Annotated in this window: 15 protein-coding genes; 11 read left to right on the forward strand and 4 right to left on the reverse strand. The window is 49.2% G+C overall.

The genetic code is table 11. The features are described from left to right. Positions 1 to 106: 106 nt before the first annotated feature. From G3I67_RS15015 to msuE, 4 genes are all read right to left on the reverse strand, one after another. Positions 107 to 544, reverse strand: coding sequence for a helix-turn-helix transcriptional regulator (locus G3I67_RS15015; protein WP_235931913.1), 438 nt, complete (start codon positions 542 to 544; stop codon positions 107 to 109). A gap of 217 nt (positions 545 to 761) precedes the next feature. Then, positions 762 to 1,787 carry a methionine synthase gene (locus G3I67_RS12480; protein WP_163655863.1) on the reverse strand — a complete coding sequence of 342 codons (1,026 nt, stop codon included), beginning with the start codon at positions 1,785 to 1,787 and terminating at the stop codon, positions 762 to 764. A gap of 58 nt (positions 1,788 to 1,845) precedes the next feature. Then, positions 1,846 to 2,829 carry a DUF1852 domain-containing protein gene (locus tag G3I67_RS12485; protein WP_163655865.1) on the reverse strand — a complete coding sequence of 328 codons (984 nt, stop codon included), beginning with the start codon at positions 2,827 to 2,829 and terminating at the stop codon, positions 1,846 to 1,848. A gap of 49 nt (positions 2,830 to 2,878) precedes the next feature. After that, a complete protein-coding gene (gene msuE, locus G3I67_RS12490; protein WP_163655867.1) occupies positions 2,879 to 3,460 on the reverse strand; it encodes an FMN reductase in 582 nt (193 codons plus the stop codon). A gap of 198 nt (positions 3,461 to 3,658) precedes the next feature. Between msuE and G3I67_RS12495 the strand changes: the two genes are divergently transcribed. The 11 genes from G3I67_RS12495 to G3I67_RS12545 all read left to right on the forward strand — a co-directional run bounded on the left by G3I67_RS12495 (position 3,659) and on the right by G3I67_RS12545 (position 16,640). Beyond that, the gene (locus G3I67_RS12495) at positions 3,659 to 4,579 is read left to right on the forward strand and encodes a LysR family transcriptional regulator (RefSeq protein WP_163655868.1); all 921 of its coding nucleotides are present in this window, start codon (positions 3,659 to 3,661) and stop codon (positions 4,577 to 4,579) included. 315 nt (positions 4,580 to 4,894) lie between these two features. Further along, positions 4,895 to 5,224, forward strand: coding sequence for a rhodanese-like domain-containing protein (locus tag G3I67_RS12500; RefSeq protein WP_203583653.1), 330 nt, complete (start codon positions 4,895 to 4,897; stop codon positions 5,222 to 5,224). Between the two features lie 35 nt (positions 5,225 to 5,259). Next, entirely contained in the window at positions 5,260 to 6,360 is a 1,101-nt protein-coding gene (locus G3I67_RS12505; protein WP_163655870.1) for an efflux RND transporter periplasmic adaptor subunit, read from the forward strand. A 9-nt stretch (positions 6,361 to 6,369) separates the two neighbouring features. Continuing rightward, on the forward strand, positions 6,370 to 9,609 hold the full coding sequence (locus G3I67_RS12510; protein ID WP_235931914.1) for an efflux RND transporter permease subunit: 3,240 nt from the start codon (positions 6,370 to 6,372) through the stop codon (positions 9,607 to 9,609). 19 nt (positions 9,610 to 9,628) lie between these two features. Next, positions 9,629 to 9,835 (forward strand): YgaP family membrane protein, encoded by a 207-nt coding sequence (locus tag G3I67_RS12515; protein WP_163655871.1) that lies wholly within the window; start codon positions 9,629 to 9,631, stop codon positions 9,833 to 9,835. Between the two features lie 101 nt (positions 9,836 to 9,936). Further along, on the forward strand, positions 9,937 to 11,331 hold the full coding sequence (locus G3I67_RS12520; RefSeq protein ID WP_235931917.1) for a TolC family outer membrane protein: 1,395 nt from the start codon (positions 9,937 to 9,939) through the stop codon (positions 11,329 to 11,331). A 243-nt stretch (positions 11,332 to 11,574) separates the two neighbouring features. Continuing rightward, positions 11,575 to 11,883: a LysR substrate-binding domain-containing protein gene (locus G3I67_RS15175; RefSeq protein WP_163655872.1), complete on the forward strand. Its 309-nt coding sequence runs from the start codon at positions 11,575 to 11,577 to the stop codon at positions 11,881 to 11,883. Positions 11,884 to 12,087: 204 nt separating this feature from the next. Further along, on the forward strand, positions 12,088 to 13,245 hold the full coding sequence (locus tag G3I67_RS12530) for an efflux RND transporter periplasmic adaptor subunit (protein ID WP_163655873.1): 1,158 nt from the start codon (positions 12,088 to 12,090) through the stop codon (positions 13,243 to 13,245). Then, on the forward strand, positions 13,242 to 14,444 hold the full coding sequence (locus G3I67_RS12535; RefSeq protein ID WP_163655874.1) for an ABC transporter permease: 1,203 nt from the start codon (positions 13,242 to 13,244) through the stop codon (positions 14,442 to 14,444). The genes G3I67_RS12530 and G3I67_RS12535 overlap by 4 nt, the downstream gene beginning before the upstream one ends. A 1-nt stretch (position 14,445) precedes the next feature. Beyond that, positions 14,446 to 15,156, forward strand: coding sequence for an ABC transporter ATP-binding protein (locus tag G3I67_RS12540; RefSeq protein WP_163655875.1), 711 nt, complete (start codon positions 14,446 to 14,448; stop codon positions 15,154 to 15,156). Then, positions 15,153 to 16,640, forward strand: coding sequence for an efflux transporter outer membrane subunit (locus tag G3I67_RS12545; protein ID WP_163655876.1), 1,488 nt, complete (start codon positions 15,153 to 15,155; stop codon positions 16,638 to 16,640). Before G3I67_RS12540 ends, G3I67_RS12545 begins: the two co-directional genes overlap by 4 nt. The last annotated feature ends 208 nt before the right edge of the window (positions 16,641 to 16,848 follow it).

A 16,848-nucleotide genomic window follows, 5' to 3' on the forward strand; every position in this document is an offset into this window, starting at 1 on the left:
AAAAGCCAATAAAATCAATGGTCTATTGCGGACTTAAGTCCGCAGGATAGAGTTCTCGGAAATTTCGTGAACTATTTGTATCCAGCATGAATTGCCTAATACAAAATCAGACTTTTACAAAGGTTTTGACGACATGTGCATCCTCGTATGCAGAGATGTCTTCTCGACGATACAAGACCTTACCACCTATCTTCAAATAATTTGGACCAGTATTAGCGGCGCGCCAACGCTGAAGGCGAGATGTTGAGCAGTGCCAACGCCCAGCCAACATTTGCTCGGTTAACAGGTCCATTGACTGGCTGGAAGAAGGATTCGCTATCACTCGGGCACTCGACTTACTTTTTCCTAAACGCAACTCAGTCTGAGCAAGATTAGAGCGTAGAGAAGCCATCTGCTTGATATCAGTTGGTGCAATCGGAATCTGGAGAGAAACCGTTCCGTCCAGATTTTTGATTATTGTTTTATTCTGAGCTTTAGCCTCTATTGCGTGTATGGCTTGCTCAATGGTAAGTTTCTCTGCAAGTAATGATTTTCTGGTCTTCATAACTTTTTTGCCAAAAAAATCTTATTAGAAAACAAGCAGTTTCAGGCATTCCTATCGACGAGTTCCTTTTACCAAGAGTGGAATCTACATTTTCGCTGAATATGCTTCATGGCTCAGCCGACCATCTTCAACTACTTTAGATGTTCTATGCAATCGCCGGATGGATCTCGCGACAGAAAGCGTGACTCAGTGGCATTAGGCAACGGTCCTGAGCGCCTCAATCTTTGGAAAATCGCTCCTTTGCCAGCCTCGTACCTTCAGCTAATGCTTGAAGTTTGCGCAACGCAACTTCTCGCTCCATCGGGGCCAAGCCACAATTCGTGCACGGGAACAACCGCTCCTTCGGCACAAACTCCAGCGCCAGGCCGATGGTATCAGCCACTTCCTCAGGTGTCTCGACCACATCGCTCGCCACATCGATCACACCTACCATCACATCCTTACCTGCCAGCAGTTTCATCAGATCTGGAGGTACATGTGAATGAATACATTCAAGGCTCACTTGGTCGATGCTGCTGTGGGCCAGCGCAGGGAACACCGTTTCGTATTGGCGCCATTCGTCACCAAGCGTGCTCTTCCAGTCGGTATTGGCTTTGATGCCGTAGCCGTAGCAAATGTGCACCGCCGTTGTACAGGTCAATCCCTGGGCAGCACGCTCCAGCGCCTTAACACCCCAATCAGCCGCATCCTTCATATAGACATTGAAAGCGGGCTCGTCGAACTGGATGATGTCCACGCCATCTGCTTGCAATGCGAGCGCCTCCTGATTGAGTAGCTCTGCAAATGCAAATACCATCTTGACCTTGTCGCCATAGAATCGGTCGGCGACAGTATCAACAATAGTCATCGGGCCAGGTAATGTAAATTTCAACTTCTTTTTAGTGTGCGCACGCGCCAGCTGTGCTTCGAAGGCATGCACGCGACCTTTCAGTCGGAGAGCCGATACCACCTGCGGCACCATCGCATCATAGCGGTTGTTCCGGATGCCCATCTTCACCTTGTGATCGAAGTCGATGCCCTCGATCTGTTCAAGGAAACCGTGCACAAAATGCTGACGCGATTGCTCACCATCACTCACAATGTCTAGCCCAGCGTCTTCCTGAGCCTTGATCCACAGCAGGGTCGCATCGGCTTTGGCTTGAAGAAGTGCAGCGCCCTCGCTCCTCCATTGCGGCCAGAGCTTGTTAGTTTCAGCTAGCCAAGCTGGTTTGGGCAAGCTGCCTGCGATCGAGGTTTCAAACATCTGAGAATTCCTTTTGGTAAGTGTATGGAAATTGAATGAATTCAAATGAGCCGAACAATTAATGCGCGCATTCAGCCGCCCACCGGTCAAGTACGTTCTTGTATGGCGTGATGAAGTTCTCTTGCGCAAATTTTCCTTGATTGACAGCCAGTTGTGAGCGCTCTTCCCGATCGTAGACTATCTGTGTTGACGAATAATCCTGATATTTCAAGCTGGGTCGGTATAGTCTTCCGGCTGCAGAATTGGCGTTGTAGATTTCGGGGCGATAGATCTTCTGAAAAGTTTCCATGGTGCTGATGGTGCTGATCAGTTCGAGATTTGTGTAGTCACCCAATAAATCGCCGTAAAAGTAGTAAGCCAATGGTGCAACACCATTGTGAGGCATGAAAAAGCGAACCTGCATTCCCATTTTTGCGAAGTAATGGTCAGTCGGGGACAGTTCACTCTGTTGATACTCGACACCCAGTACCGGGTGCTGATTCAGGGTCCGCTGATAGGTCTTGCTAGTCGACACACTGATGCAAATGACGGGTGGCTTGCTGAAGTGATGTTTGTAAGTGTTCGAACATACAAATTGTTTGAACAGTTTTCCATGCAAGTCTCCAAAATCTTCTGGAATACTGAATTGCGGGCGATCCACGTTGAAGCTCGGAAGCAATATACTGAAGTCGTAGTCACGCACGTAGGAGGAGAAGTTGTTCCCAACAATCCCATTGATGCGTTTGTTTGTCTTCTTATCAAGAATGCTGGTATTGAGCATTTCGATCAATGGAAATGCAGCCTCGCTACTCCCCGAACCAAGACTCATCTCGACGGAGATAATCTCCAGTTCAACAGAGTATCGATCTTCCGATGCATTATCCCAATGAGCCAGGTTATTGAAGCGGTTGTCGATCATTTTCAGCGTATTGCGCAAATTTTGCTGCCGATTTGTACCCCGTGCCAGATTGGCAAAATTCGTGGTGATACGCGTGCTGTCCGATGGATGATAATTTTCATCGAAACAAATTCTTTTAATTTTAAAAATGAGTTCTTGGTTCATTACGATTTAATTTTTGAATATTTAAGAAAAAAAAAAGCCAATTTCTGTTTTAGGCCACAACTAATTGCTCCACAAAAGCGTGTTTGGCTGCGCGTGTCAACTCCAGCAAGGGCAATGCTCGTTGCACCGCCAGTCTAATCCGCTCGATCAGCACTACGTCCTGCACTCGATAGTCGACAAAATCCTTGTCAGTCGCATATATGCCCAATGGCAATGTGCGCGCCTGGAAGAAACTGAACAGCGGCCGCAGCTGATGATCGATCACCAACGCATGGCGCTCGCTTCCCCCCGTGGCCGCCAATAAAACCGGCTTGTCGACCAAGGCGTACTGATGAATGAAGTCGAAAAAGTGCTTGAACAGCCCAGTGTAAGAGCCGCGATAGACTGGTGTTGCCACCACGAGGATATCGGCTTGCTCAACTAGAGCAAGCTTGCGCTCAACTGCATCGGGCAGTTGGGTTCGCCAGATCTCGCCAGCAAAAAGTGGTGCGAGTTGCCCAAGTTCAACCGAATGTTGTTCGATCGAAATTTCTTCCGCAATTAGATTCAAGATGTGCTCTGTCAGGGCTGCAGACTTGGAAGGGCTTTGCAGTCCGCCAGAAATCGCTACTACACGCAGTGGATGTGTCATTTTCGTTTCCAATCAAGGACTAAACGGATGCTATGGCTGAACTCCAACCCCTGCTTTTGCTCTACTGCAATGCGAGGTTGTTTTTGAAGTCCATCAACGCTCCGAAAATTCTCATGAATAATGGTTCAGATGTTAGATTCGATAAATCATGAAGTAAAATGGTCTTATTTCATAAATCCATGAAAATAATTCATTTAAATGATTGAGCGCATTCATCTCAGCATCGTTCAGCAGGTCGAGGAGCAAGGCTCGTTGACTGCCGCTGCGGGCGCGCTGCACCTGACCCAGTCAGCCTTAAGCCACACCATGAAAAAACTGGAGCAACAACTGGGTACCGACATTTGGTTACGCGAAGGACGAAGTCTGCGCCTGACCCAAGCCGGTCAGTACTTACTGGCAGTGGCAAGCCGGGTACTACCGCAACTAGACCTAGCAGAAGAGCGCCTTGGCCAATTTGCGAAGGGCGAGCGAGGTGCGCTGCGCATCGGCATGGAATGCCACCCTTGTTACCAGTGGTTACTCAAAGTGGTTTCACCCTATTTGACCGCATGGCCTGACGTGGATGTGGATGTCAAACAAAAATTCCAGTTCGGCGGAATTGGCGCGCTTTTCGGTTACGAAATCGACCTGCTAGTCACTCCCGATCCGCTTTATAAACCCGGTTTGAAGTTCGAACCTGTGTTCGACTACGAACAAGTACTTGTTGTGGGCAAAAACCATGCGTTGGCTTCGGCTGCCCATGTAAAACCCCAGCAACTGTCCCAGGAAGTACTAATCAGCTATCCCGTGGATATTCAGCGCCTTGACATCTATAACCAATTCCTGTTGCCGGCCGGGATCACCCCCAAGCACCATAAGACCATCGAAACGACCGATATCATGCTGCAGATGGTGGCCAGCGGTCGCGGTGTGGCCGCCCTGCCCCGTTGGCTTGTCGAGGAATACGCAGTCAAGATGGATGTGGTACCTGTGCGGCTGGGCGCACGCGGTATCGACAAACAGATATTTCTGGGAGCACGGGAAGCGGATACAACTATAGATTACGTACGCGCGTTCATCGAACTGGCTCGCCAGCCTAATGGTGAGACAGGAAAAGTCAACCAAGCCCTCACCAACTAACAATAATTATCAACGACCCTAAGCCCTTGAACTACTGATCTTTTAAATCGGTCCTCATCCCACCACCAATACCGCGAAGGGGTTTCTCCTATGAGAAGCCCCTTTTTTTATGCCCTTCTACAAAAATCTTAAGTACCCCAGAATTTTCACAAACCGCTACAAAACGACACAGAAACTACGCAGTTTTGAGCGATCACCAACACGCAAGGTGCAAAAGAAAAAAATCTTGCTCAATTATATACATTTATATATTATATAAATGTATATAATGTTTAATCTTTCGACAAATATTTCATAGCGAACAAGGAAGAACAAATGGGTATTTTTCAATCTATTCGCGATGCAATTTCGACTGCTCGCGAGCAAACCGTTTTGCCGGCTAATGCCATTTTGATTGATGTCAGGTCACCGGGGGAATTTTCCCAGAGTCGAATTGAAGGATCTGTTAATTTTCCTGTTGGAGAAATTACCAACCATATCGAGGCGCACTGTCCTGATAAAACAACTAATATCGTTGTATTCTGCGCCAGTGGCATGCGATCATCCTCTGCCCGCAACGCCTTGATACAAATGGGTTACACCCAAGTGTTCAACGGCGGAGGCATCGGAAGCTTGGCGAGCAAGTTCAATAAGAGAATCGTCTAAATATTCTGATCACCGGGTTACTGGAGTCCACTGATATGTCGCGCAACATGACTTTGCAAAAACTGCAATACGCTGTCTTTGCGTTATTGTCTTTGGTCGCAACAACGGATGCGTTTGCCGTATCGCCGATCGAGGTGCAAACGATCCAGTTGGACAGTCAATCCATCGCAGCTAATTTCGAATTGGATGGAGCAATAGAGGCAGTCAAGCAAAGCGTAATTTCAGCGCAAATTTCGGGACAAATCTCATCTCTGGAAATAAAGGCGGGTGACCAGGTTAAAGCTGGGCAACTGCTGCTAATCATCGACGACAGGGAAGTCATGGCTGGCGAACAAAAAGCTCAGGCGCAGTTGATACAGGCCGAAGCTGAACTACGCAATGCACGCGTGAACCTGGAGCGGACCCGGCAGTTGCAGTCCGAAGGTTTTGTCAGCAAAGCTGCGCTTGATACGGCGGACACTCAGTATAAAGCCGCTCTCGGAGGACGCGATCAGGCAAGTGCTGCCGTACGTCAAGCCAGTCTTGCCAGAGAATATAGTCGTGTCACGGCTCCTTATGATGGATATATCTCGGAAACGATGGCCCAAGCGGGCGACCTAGCGACGCCTGGTCGACCTTTGCTCATTCTGTATGCGCCTTCTCCGCTTCGTGCCATTGTGCATGTGCCCGTCACGCTGACTAACGCAGTAAAAGAAGGTGGGAAGGTTGAAGTGCTCGTGCCAGATGTGCAGTCCAAACAGCACTGGGTTGTGCCTGTTTCCAAACAAATTCTTTCAGCCGCGGATCCTATTGCCCAAACAATCACTTGGCGGCTTGATTTACCGACAGATGACGTAAGAGGATTGGTTCCCGGTCAGCAGGTGCGGGTGCGCTTTACCGGAACTGCAGCTAAGCGGCCGGTCATACCCGCCTCTGCGGTTTTGCGACGAGGCGAATTAACCGCTGTGTATGTGGCAGGCAAGCAAGGTTTTGTGCTGAAAATTGTTCGTCTAGGGCATGATTTTGGTGCAGAGGGTATCGAAGTGCTGGCCGGCTTATCTCCTGAAGACCGTATTGCGCTTGATCCCATCAGGGCAGGATTATCAGGAGCCCGCCCTTTGGCGAACCCGGCTTCCTCCGACACATCCAAACCCTAAGGCGCAAAGATGAAATCAAATCATCCAAATGCTGGGAAAATGGGTCTTTCAGGACGTATTGCTTCGACATTTCAAGACAATGCAATTACGCCATTGTTGGCACTTGTGGCATTACTGTTGGGTATTTTCGCTGTCCTCGTTACCCCCCGCGAAGAAGAGCCGCAAATTAATGTCACGATGGCCAATGTGCTGATCTCGTTTCCGGGCGCGAGCAGCCAGGATGTGCAAAACATGATTGCGCGTCCTGCCGAACAGGTACTCAGTCAGGTCAATGGCATAGAGCACACCTATTCTGTCGCAAGACCGGGTGTGGCCGTGCTGACAGTTCAGTTCAAAGTAGGTGTTCCTCGAACCGAGGCGCTTGTCAGACTTTACGAAGTTTTAAACGCCAATCAAGATTGGTTGCCCCGCGAACTTGGTGCCCTGCCCCCTATTGTTAAACCCAAGGGAATTGATGACGTGCCTGTTTTGGCCGTCACTCTCTGGAGCAAGGACTTCATGTCCGGAGTCGAGCTTGAACAGGTTGCACGCAATATCGAGCAGGAAATGAAATCCGTTCCCGGTACGCGTGAGGTTCAGACTATCGGTGGACCTGGGCGCGCAATTCACGTATGGCTGGATCCGACAAGTCTTCGCGAGCGAAGTGTTGACGTGCTCAGCCTGAAAAACACCTTGTCGTCGGCAAACTTCCGCATGCCATCGGGTGCCGTTCTTGAGAAGAACGAAATTGGCAATCAGATGTTAGTGGTGGAGTCGGGTGAATTTTTACGCTCAGCTCAGGACATCGGCGAGTTGATCGTTGGTGTCAACAAGGGCAAGCCTGTTTACCTGCGTGAAGTTGCCCGCATTGAGGCCGGCGCAGAACTGCCCCAGCGGTACGTCTGGTTCACGCCCGGATCGGTGAGCGAAGCCGGACAGAGAGAACCGAATGCGGGAAATGTCTACCCTGCAGTTACAGTCACAGTTACAAAAAAACCTGGTGAAAATGCAGTCGATGTAGCCACTGCGACGCGTAAAAAGATTGAGTCGCTACGCAATAGCATGATTCCTGAAAATATTGAGATGACAATCACACGGGATTATGGTGAAACTGCAGCCGAAAAAGCCAATAAACTCATTCAGAAGCTCGCCTTTGCCACAGGTTCGGTGATTTTGCTTGTCGGCTTTGCGCTCGGAAGGCGGGAAGCCGTCATTGTAGGCAGTGCTGTCATCCTGACATTGACGGCAACCCTGTTTGCTAGCTGGGCATGGGGCTTTACCCTGAATCGCGTATCGCTATTTGCTTTGATTTTTTCGATCGGCATTCTTGTCGATGACGCAATCGTCGTCGTCGAAAACATACATCGCCATCAGCAGCTCTATCCTGAAAAAACCTTGCGGGAAATCATTCCGGAAGCGGTTGACGAAGTTGGTGGACCAACCATCCTCGCTACGCTGACGGTCATTGCCGCTTTGCTGCCAATGGCGTTTGTTTCGGGATTGATGGGGCCGTACATGAGTCCGATTCCCATCAATTCAAGCTTAGGTATGGCCATCTCTCTGGCCATCGCTTTTACAGTCACACCATGGCTTTCACTGAAGCTGATGAAAAACCATAGTGTGCATGCATCGGCGCAATCATCCAAACTTCAGAATGTATTTTCAGACATTCTTTCCCCGCTATTGGAAAGTACTCGCAGGCGCTGGTATCTGCTTGGCGGCATTTTTGCGGCGATGCTACTATCCGTCGGACTAGCGGTTGTTGAGCTTGTTGTGCTCAAAATGTTGCCATTCGATAATAAAAGCGAGTTTCAGGTTGTTCTGGATATGCCTGCCGGCACACCGCTGGAAGATACGGCGGCAACATTGCATGATATAGGAGCGTTTCTGTCGCACCAGTCTGAAGTGCTTAATCTTCAAGGCTATGCAGGAACTGCTAGTCCAATTACGTTTAACGGCCTGGTTCGTCAATACTATCTTCGTGCTGAATCTGAATTGGGTGATCTGCAAGTCACCCTGATTGACAAGCATCATCGCAGCGAAAAAAGTCACGCCATCGCGCAGCGGTTACGTCCTGAAATAGAAAAGATTGCACAGCGTCACGGCGGACGAGCCAAGGTAGTGGAAGTGCCTCCCGGACCTCCGGTCATGAGTCCGCTTGTTGCCGAAGTTTATGGACCCGACGAGGCAGGGCGCCAAAAGCTAGCTCAACATATCGGACAGGCCTTCGCCACAACAGACGATATTGTCGCTATCGATACGACGCTCAAAGAAGACGCTCCTCGTGTGCACCTGCGCGTGAATCGTCAGCGTGCGGAAGTGCTGGGCATTTCGGCTGCAGCGATTGCCCAGACAGTCAATGGCGCGCTTTCAGGGATGAACGCCGCCTATATGCATGACGAGCATAGCAAGTACCCGATTCCTGTCAAGCTGATCCTGCCGCGTGAATCTCAGGTCGGTCTTGACGCGTTGCTTGCACTGCCACTGCGGACCACCGGCGGCAGCATGGTTCCGCTGTCGGAACTGGTAACCGTCGAGCGCAACTTTATAGACAAACCGCTTTACACGAAAGATCTCAAACCACTCTCTTATGTCTTTGGCGACATGGCGGGCAAACTTGATTCGCCGCTATATGGACTATTTGCGATTCGTCCCAAGTTGCAAATCGCCGCATTGCCCGACACGGGCCAGCTCGGCGAATACTGGATACGCCAGCCTTCAGATACATATAAAGAATATGCGATCAAATGGGATGGCGAGTGGCAGATCACATATGAAACTTTTCGGGACATGGGCGCAGCCTATGGAGTGGGGTTGATTCTTATCTATCTGCTTGTCGTTGCTCAATTCAAAAACTATCTCACTCCGTTGGTGATCATGGCTCCGATCCCATTGACACTGATTGGCGTCATGCCAGGTCATGCCCTTCTTGGGGCGCAATTCACGGCGACCTCAATGATTGGGATGATTGCGCTAGCGGGGATCATTGTCCGAAATTCGATTCTGCTTGTGGATTTTATAGAACTACAAGTCGCGCGCGGCGTTGAATTCAAGCAGGCTGTGATGCAGTCGGCATCGGTACGCGCTCAACCGATTGCGCTTACTGGACTGGCCGCCATGATTGGGGCTTTCTTTATTCTGGACGATCCTATCTTCAATGGTTTGGCGATTTCACTTATTTTCGGCATTCTTGTTTCAACTATTTTGACTCTTGTGGTGATACCGGTGATGTATTTCGCCCTATATCGCAAGCAACACATCACTCTCTAACTTATCCTGGGAGCATCCCATGACTGTAGAACGTTATATCCGTATATTCGCCGGTTTATTCATCTTGATTTCGCTGGCGCTGGGTGTCGAGCAAAGTCCTTTGTTTGTCAGCAAGTGGGCCTTGGCCTTCACCGCCTTTGTCGGTCTGAATCTGTTCCAGTTTGGTTTTACGAATGCTTGTCCGCTGGGATTTTTTCTGAGAAAGCTAGGCGTCCCCGATGCTTAAAATGCAAGCTGCAATAGTAGCCGTTGCTGCTGACTTCAAAACATCGGCATTGTCTAATCTTGCCCCGCCGCATCATCAGGTTCGGGCGTAAGGAGTAAGTTTTGAATCGTGAAAAAATAACCATCAGTCGTATCGCGACCGTTGTTTTAACGGTGACTCTGGTGCTCTCATCCAAAATGAGTGCCGCAATCGATTTGAAGCAATGTTGGCAGCTTGCGTTGACACACGATCCCGTTTACGCGGCAGCACGAGCCAACTATCGCGCCATGATGGAGAAAATGCCTCAGGCGCGATCATCCTTGCTTCCCCGGGTTTCTGCATCCGCGGCGGTTGGCTATCTGGATAGTCGCGCCAATACGGCGTTCACTCAGGTTTATCAAAACTCCAATACAGCCTGGGCGCTTACTTTATCTCAACCGATTTTCAACTGGTCGGCCTGGCAATCTTACGAGCAATCAAAACTTGTTGTTGCAAGCGCAGAAATTCAATTGCAAATTTCCTATCAAGATCTGGTTCTCCGTGTCGGGCAAGCTTATTTCGAGGTCCTTGCTGCCCAAGATGCCCTAATGGCCCTTCAAGCCGAGCAGCGAGCCATCGCCGAGCAGCTCGCTTCTGCCAAGCGGCGATTCGATATGGGTAAAGCAACCATCACTGATACGCATGAATCGCAATCTCGCTACGATCTTGCCAGTGCAAACATTATCGCTGCCCAAAACACAGTGCAGAATACGAAAGATGTACTCAGTAGAATCATTGGTCGTCCGGTCGATGATCTGTCGGTGCTCCCATATAGCGTCACGTTACCATCACCTGTTCCAAATGAATTGAAAAAATGGTCTGAACAATCGCAAACGGCCAATTTAGAAATCATCCGATCCCATTTTCAAACCCGCATTGCCGAAGCCGATGTTGACATTGCAAAAGGCGGACACTACCCAACCGTTAGTGCGTTCGCATCAACATCGAGCAATACGCTGGGCAATATGTATGTGCAACCCTACTATAACGGCCGTACGGTGGACAACGTTGTGGGTGTCATGGTGAATGTACCGTTGTATTCGGGCGGAATGACGAGTTCGCGTGTCTCTGAAAAAAGTGCGCTTCACGAAAAATCGGTATTCGATCTTGAGGCAGCGAAACGTCTTGCATTGCAACAATCCCAACAGTATTTCAATGGAGTGACGGCCGGACTTGCTCGCATCAAAGGCCTGGAGGCAAGTGAAAAGTCCAGCAATGCATCTTTACAAGCCAATCGTACAGGTTATGAAGTTGGCGTAAGGATCAATCTTGATGTTCTGAATGCGCAGCAGCAGTTGTATACCACCATGCGAGAGCTTGCGCTCGCACGCTATAACACCGTGATTATGGGGCTTCGTTTAAGAGCAAATAGTGGAATTTTGTCTGAAGATGATCTGATCACAATCAATGCATTATTACGCGCCTCAGGTACTCCCGGCACAAGTCTCATAGACACAGAAAGGACTTTGGCAAAATGATGACAGAGACATTGTGCATTCCAGACTTAAACCATTTACGGTTAATCTGTAAGCGATGGCTACAAACCACTTAAGGTTTAATTCAATCCCGACCGCTTATTACTGCTATGTAAAATCAATCTGTAATGATCCAGCATTTTCTGCAAAGGTCGGGCTGCAAATTTAAATGACGCGTTGGTTTTCGCGGGAATTTTAAGGGTAAGTGCCTGATGTGGCCTTAGAAGATAGTAAAAATGTATCCTGATGCGCGAACCATTGCTTGTGGCCCATCCTCCCGGTCATAGGTTTGAAAAAAGGCGCCACGTTCGATTAATCGATTTGAGCAAGGGAAGCTTCATCCTTCATAGCTCGCCGCTGGGGAGTGGAATATTCGATAGTCTGATCGCAGCCTGTCAGACCTCTGGCTTCACCCCCAATGTAATCTATCGAGAGATCGAAACCCTACCGATGTTACTTATCGTCAAACGTGGTCTAGAGATTGCCTGTGCCCCAGCCAGTTTGGCAAAACAAAATCTAACGGGCCTTCCATCGCTTGTACCTCTGAAAACATAGACATTCAAACACATATGAATTTAATTACCAGAAAACAGGTCAAATTCACTAAAACGACTCGAATGTTCATTGATCTTGTCTAGAAAAGTGTAGGAAGCATTAAACCTGTCACTTTGGAAAATTAAGCTGATATGATCAAAGTCAAGTCAATTAGCCTCGATTTGCTTCATACTCCCCTCCACATGTATAACTGGCCCCCCTCACATGAAGCTCAAGAAACCGAACATAAGCAAGCGCATGCTTCTTTTGCTGCTGGGCGTAATTTCATTTGTACTGCTTTTCGTTTATGTCCTGTTCCGTTCAGGGCCAATGGCATCCATCGCCGTAACCGTGACACAAGTTGAAAACAAAGCGATTTCTCCTGCTATTTTCGGTATCGGAACTGTCGAATCGCGTCGCACCTACAAAATCGGCCCGACCGCTGCAGGACGCTTGTTGAAGATTGATGTGGATGTGGGTGACAAAGTCGAAGCAGGACAAGTTATCGGGGAAATGGATCCTGTCGATCTGTATGACAAGATACGGGCGCAGGCCGCCGCACTCAAGCAGAGTGAAGCACAACGTCTGGATGCACAAACTCGCCAAAGCTATGCAAAAACACAGGCAAGACGTTATGAACAATTGTTTGCCGCAAAATCGACCAGCGAAGAGAATTACACAACCAAGCAGCATGAATACCGTTTATCCGAAGCAAATTTAAACGCCGCCGAACAACAATATGTTCGTGTCCGATCGGATTATGAAGCGCTGATTGCACAGCGCCAAAACTTGAAACTGATTGCTCCTGTCGACGGTATCATCTCGATCAGAAAGGCCGACCCCGGCACAACGCTCGTTGCCGGTCAAGCTGCGGTGGAAATGATCGATCCAAAAACGATCTGGGTAAATGCGAGATTCGATCAAGTTAATTCGAAGGGATTAAAAACAGGACTGCCGGCGAGAGTGGTGCTTCGTTCGGATACAAATCGCTTGCTTGAGGGACACGTTACGAGGATTGAACCCATGGCCGATGCCATAACCGAAGAGATGTCGGCGAAAATATCGTTCGACAAGCCGCTGACCACGCTTCCTCCTGTCGGAGAACTTGCCGAAATCACGGTGATGCTCCCTGAACAATCTTCTACACTCGTCGTACCCAACGCAAGCATCAAACGCCTCGGCGGTAAGTCCGGCGTGTGGGAAATCAAAAATGGCAATCTCAACTTCGCCTCTGTCAAGTTTGGTGCCGCAGACTTGAGTGGTACGGTACAAGTTCTTGAGGGCCTGAACACCAAATCACAAATCGTTGTATACAGCGAACAGGCTTTAACCCCAAAAAGTCGCATTCGAGTCGTTGATCATATCTCGGGCACAAAAAAATGATCAGTCTTGCCGGACGCGATATTTTGCATGGATGGGGCAAATTCGTTTTTACTGGATTGGGTCTTGGGCTACTGATTGGCGTCACGTTAACCATGGCTGGGGTCTATCGAGGCATGGTGGATGACGCAAAGGCCCTACTCGATAACAGTGGCGCCGATTTATGGGTAGTTCAGAAAGATACGCTCGGCCCTTATGCAGAACCATCAAGCGTATACGATGATCATTGGCGGAGCATTCGCACGATTCAGGGCGTTTCGGATGCAACGAATGTGACGTACCTGACCATGCAGATACGATATGCCGAGAGGGATGTACGCGCCATGGTAAGTGGGGTTGTTATGGGAGATGTTGGTGCACCCGGATGGCCTCCTTATTTGATTGATGGAAGGCAAATCACACGCGGACACTACGAGGCCGTTGCCGACGTTGCGGCGGGAATCGGTTTAGGTGAAAAAATCAAAATCAGGCGCAACACTTACACCATTGTCGGTTTGACTCGCCGTATGATTTCTTCAAGCGGTGACCCGATGATTTTCATCCCGATCAAAGACGCACAACAGGCTCAATTCTTGAAGGATAACGATGCCATTCTCGAACAGCGTCGACGGACGGAACAAAACCCTGCCTTAAACAGACCGGGATTGCCTGATTTACTGGATGCAGTCATCGCAACACAATCTGCAAATCCATTTGTCAATGCCGTTCTGATCAGAGTCAAGCCCGGATATTCGACACAGGAAGTCGCGGATTCGATCCGACGCTGGCATCGGCTACAAGTATATGACCGTGACCAGATGGAAGAGATTCTGGTGAGCAAACTGATCGCGACATCGGCTAAACAGATTGGAATGTTCCTGGCTATCTTGGCCATTGTCAGCGCCGCAATTGTCGCGTTCATTATCTACACATTGACAATGGGGAAAATTCGTGAAATCGCAGTCCTGAAGCTGATCGGCACCAAGAATCGGACAATTGCATCAATGATCGTCCAGCAGGCTCTTGGACTAGGCATCATTGGATTTGTAGTCGGCAAGGTCTCAGCCACATTCTGGGCTCCCTTTTTTCCAAAATATGTCTTACTCGAACAAGGCGATGCGGTCAGAGGCTTCATAGCAATCGCCCTGATTTGTATTCTGGCCAGTATTGTTGCCATTTGGGCCGCGCTCAAAGTCGACCCAGCCGAAGCGATTGGTGGCTGACATGTATACAGCCGGTATTCGCATTGAAAACCTTAGAAAACGATTCGGCACCGGTGATATGGCATTTGATGCACTTAAAAAAGTCAATATGATTATTGCTCCGGGCGAAGTCGTCGGACTGATCGGACCTTCGGGTTCCGGCAAAAGTACACTTCTGAAATGTCTGGGAGCAGTCATCGAGCCCACGGAAGGTCGCATGTCAGTGGGAGACGAGGTCATTTATGACAATGAATGGAAGATACCCGATCTGAGAGCACTGAGAAGAGACAAAATCGGATTTATATTTCAAGCGCCGTACTTGATCCCTTTTCTTGATGTAACTGATAATGTTGCTTTGCTGCCCATGCTTGCGGGTAGGTCGAATGATGTTTCAAGGCAAATGGCTATTGAACTGCTTGAAGCACTTGATATCGGTCATCGGGCAAAAGCGATGCCTGCACAACTATCAGGTGGAGAACAGCAACGCGTTTCGATCGCTAGAGCGCTTGTCAACCGACCTCCTGTGATTTTGGCTGATGAGCCGACCGCACCGCTTGATGGTGCGCGTGCCCTGACAGTCATTCGAATGCTGAATCAATTGGCGCAGCAGTTCGAAACCGCGATTATCGTCGTCACGCATGATGAAAAGATCATCCCAACATTCAAACGGATTTATCACATACGCGAAGGGGTGACACACGAGGAAGTGGGTGAAGGACGGTCTTTCGAATGAAAAAACTCCTTGCTTCGCTATGCCTGATCGCGCTGACGGCTTGCACCGTTGGCCCGGACTTTACGCGCCCTGCTGATCCGAGCGCCGAGTCATATACGATCAAGAATTTCCCTGGTAAAACAACTTCTTCCGAATTCACTTTTGGACAAGAGCAACGCTTTGATCGCAACAATGTCCTGGAACAACAATGGTGGCGAACCTTCGGATCATCCAAACTGGACGAAGTAATTGCTCGTGCCATGCAAGCCAATCCCACACTTCTGGCTGCACAATCAACCCTCAAACAAGCTCAAGAGTTGTACAGCGCGAGAGCAGGATCGACCCTTTACCCGCAACTCAATGCAACACTCAGCGATCAACGGGTGCAACTAAATGGAGCAACACAGGGTTTATCCACCAGCCCGAATGTCTTCAATTTGTACAATGCTACTGTTGGGGTGACATACAACTTCGACATTTTCGGCGGGAATCGCCGAATCCTCGAAGCCCTTGCTTCACGCGCCGACTATCAGCAATATCAGTTGTTGGCGGCAAAGCTGACACTCGCAGCAAACATCTCAACGACGGCAATCACTCAAGCCAAGCTGGCGGGTCAGATAAAGGCCAATGAAACCAGTCTGAAGGCGCAAGAGGATCAGCTCATCGTTGCGCGCAATCGACTCAGGCTTGGTCAAGCATCCGAGGACGATGTCCTGGCGCTGACAACAGAGGCCGAACAAACGCGTGCTGGCATTCCTGTCCTCCGTACAAGATATGAACAAACCAGGCACTTATTGTCGACCCTGTCCGGTCAAGCTCCAGGACAATCGGCATTGCCCACTTTTGTCATGTCAGATTTCACTCTACCGACAGACCTTCCTCTGCTGATCCCGTCTGAGCTCGTGCGACAACGCCCGGACATACAGGCATCCGAAGCACTGATGCGTGCATCGAATGCAGAATATGGTGCCGCGATCGCTAAAATGTATCCTCAACTCAATCTGAGTGCGAGCATCGGATCTCTTGCGCTTGCACCTGCCTCACTCTTCGGAACAGGAGCTCTTTTCTGGCAAGTTCTTGGTCAACTGTCCCAACCTGTATTCAATCCAGGACTTCCTGCAGAAAGTCGTGCCGCTTTAGCCGCCTTCGAAGCAACCGCTTCGAACTATCAAATGACCGTTCTGGATGCGTTACGCAATGTCGCCGATGTATTGAAAGCGCTGGAAAACGATGCCATGACTCTTAAATCGCAATCAACGGCAAACTCTGCGGCGAGAGATCTGGCAAAGTCCGTCGAGCGTCAATACACGCTGGGCAGTGCAAGTTATTTACAGTTACTGATTGCCCAACTTCAGGATCAAAGGACACGTTTTGAACTGATAGCCGCTCAAGCGCAGCGATTAATCGATACCGTCGCATTATATCAAGCGCTGGGCGGAGCCATGCTGACTTCAACAGTATCAACACCCAGACAAACAACAGACTCCGGCTCGGCGAACAAATAATTTGAAATAGTGATTTGATCTGATAAACAAGTGCCGCAAACTGGGAAATGTCAGATCAAGCCGCGATCACTACAATTTATGTAAGGCTGCTGTTTATAACTGCAATACACTTAAAAGAGAATTAATAAATTTTGAGCTCATTTGTGAGTACGAGGTAGTGCCATGCACTCGACTCATGTCAACTGTGATCACTCCAAATTCTCCTGCT

The sequence above is a fragment of the Sheuella amnicola genome, from assembly GCF_010499255.1.
Taxonomy (GTDB): Bacteria; Pseudomonadota; Gammaproteobacteria; order Burkholderiales; family Burkholderiaceae_B; genus Zwartia; species Zwartia amnicola.

Excerpts from the sequence above, each read along its gene's own strand:
- G3I67_RS15015 (WP_235931913.1), bottom strand. The coding sequence starts at position 544 with ATGAAGACCAGAAAATCATTACTTGCAGAGAAACTTACCATTGAGCAA.
- G3I67_RS12480 (WP_163655863.1), bottom strand. The coding sequence starts at position 1,787 with ATGTTTGAAACCTCGATCGCAGGCAGCTTGCCCAAACCAGCTTGGCTA.
- G3I67_RS12485 (WP_163655865.1), bottom strand. The coding sequence starts at position 2,829 with ATGAACCAAGAACTCATTTTTAAAATTAAAAGAATTTGTTTCGATGAA.
- msuE (WP_163655867.1), bottom strand. The coding sequence starts at position 3,460 with ATGACACATCCACTGCGTGTAGTAGCGATTTCTGGCGGACTGCAAAGC.
- G3I67_RS12495 (WP_163655868.1), top strand. The coding sequence starts at position 3,659 with ATGATTGAGCGCATTCATCTCAGCATCGTTCAGCAGGTCGAGGAGCAA.
- G3I67_RS12500 (WP_203583653.1), top strand. The coding sequence starts at position 4,895 with ATGGGTATTTTTCAATCTATTCGCGATGCAATTTCGACTGCTCGCGAG.
- G3I67_RS12505 (WP_163655870.1), top strand. The coding sequence starts at position 5,260 with ATGTCGCGCAACATGACTTTGCAAAAACTGCAATACGCTGTCTTTGCG.
- G3I67_RS12510 (WP_235931914.1), top strand. The coding sequence starts at position 6,370 with ATGAAATCAAATCATCCAAATGCTGGGAAAATGGGTCTTTCAGGACGT.
- G3I67_RS12515 (WP_163655871.1), top strand. The coding sequence starts at position 9,629 with ATGACTGTAGAACGTTATATCCGTATATTCGCCGGTTTATTCATCTTG.
- G3I67_RS15175 (WP_163655872.1), top strand. The coding sequence starts at position 11,575 with ATGCGCGAACCATTGCTTGTGGCCCATCCTCCCGGTCATAGGTTTGAA.
- G3I67_RS12530 (WP_163655873.1), top strand. The coding sequence starts at position 12,088 with ATGAAGCTCAAGAAACCGAACATAAGCAAGCGCATGCTTCTTTTGCTG.
- G3I67_RS12535 (WP_163655874.1), top strand. The coding sequence starts at position 13,242 with ATGATCAGTCTTGCCGGACGCGATATTTTGCATGGATGGGGCAAATTC.
- G3I67_RS12540 (WP_163655875.1), top strand. The coding sequence starts at position 14,446 with ATGTATACAGCCGGTATTCGCATTGAAAACCTTAGAAAACGATTCGGC.
- G3I67_RS12545 (WP_163655876.1), top strand. The coding sequence starts at position 15,153 with ATGAAAAAACTCCTTGCTTCGCTATGCCTGATCGCGCTGACGGCTTGC.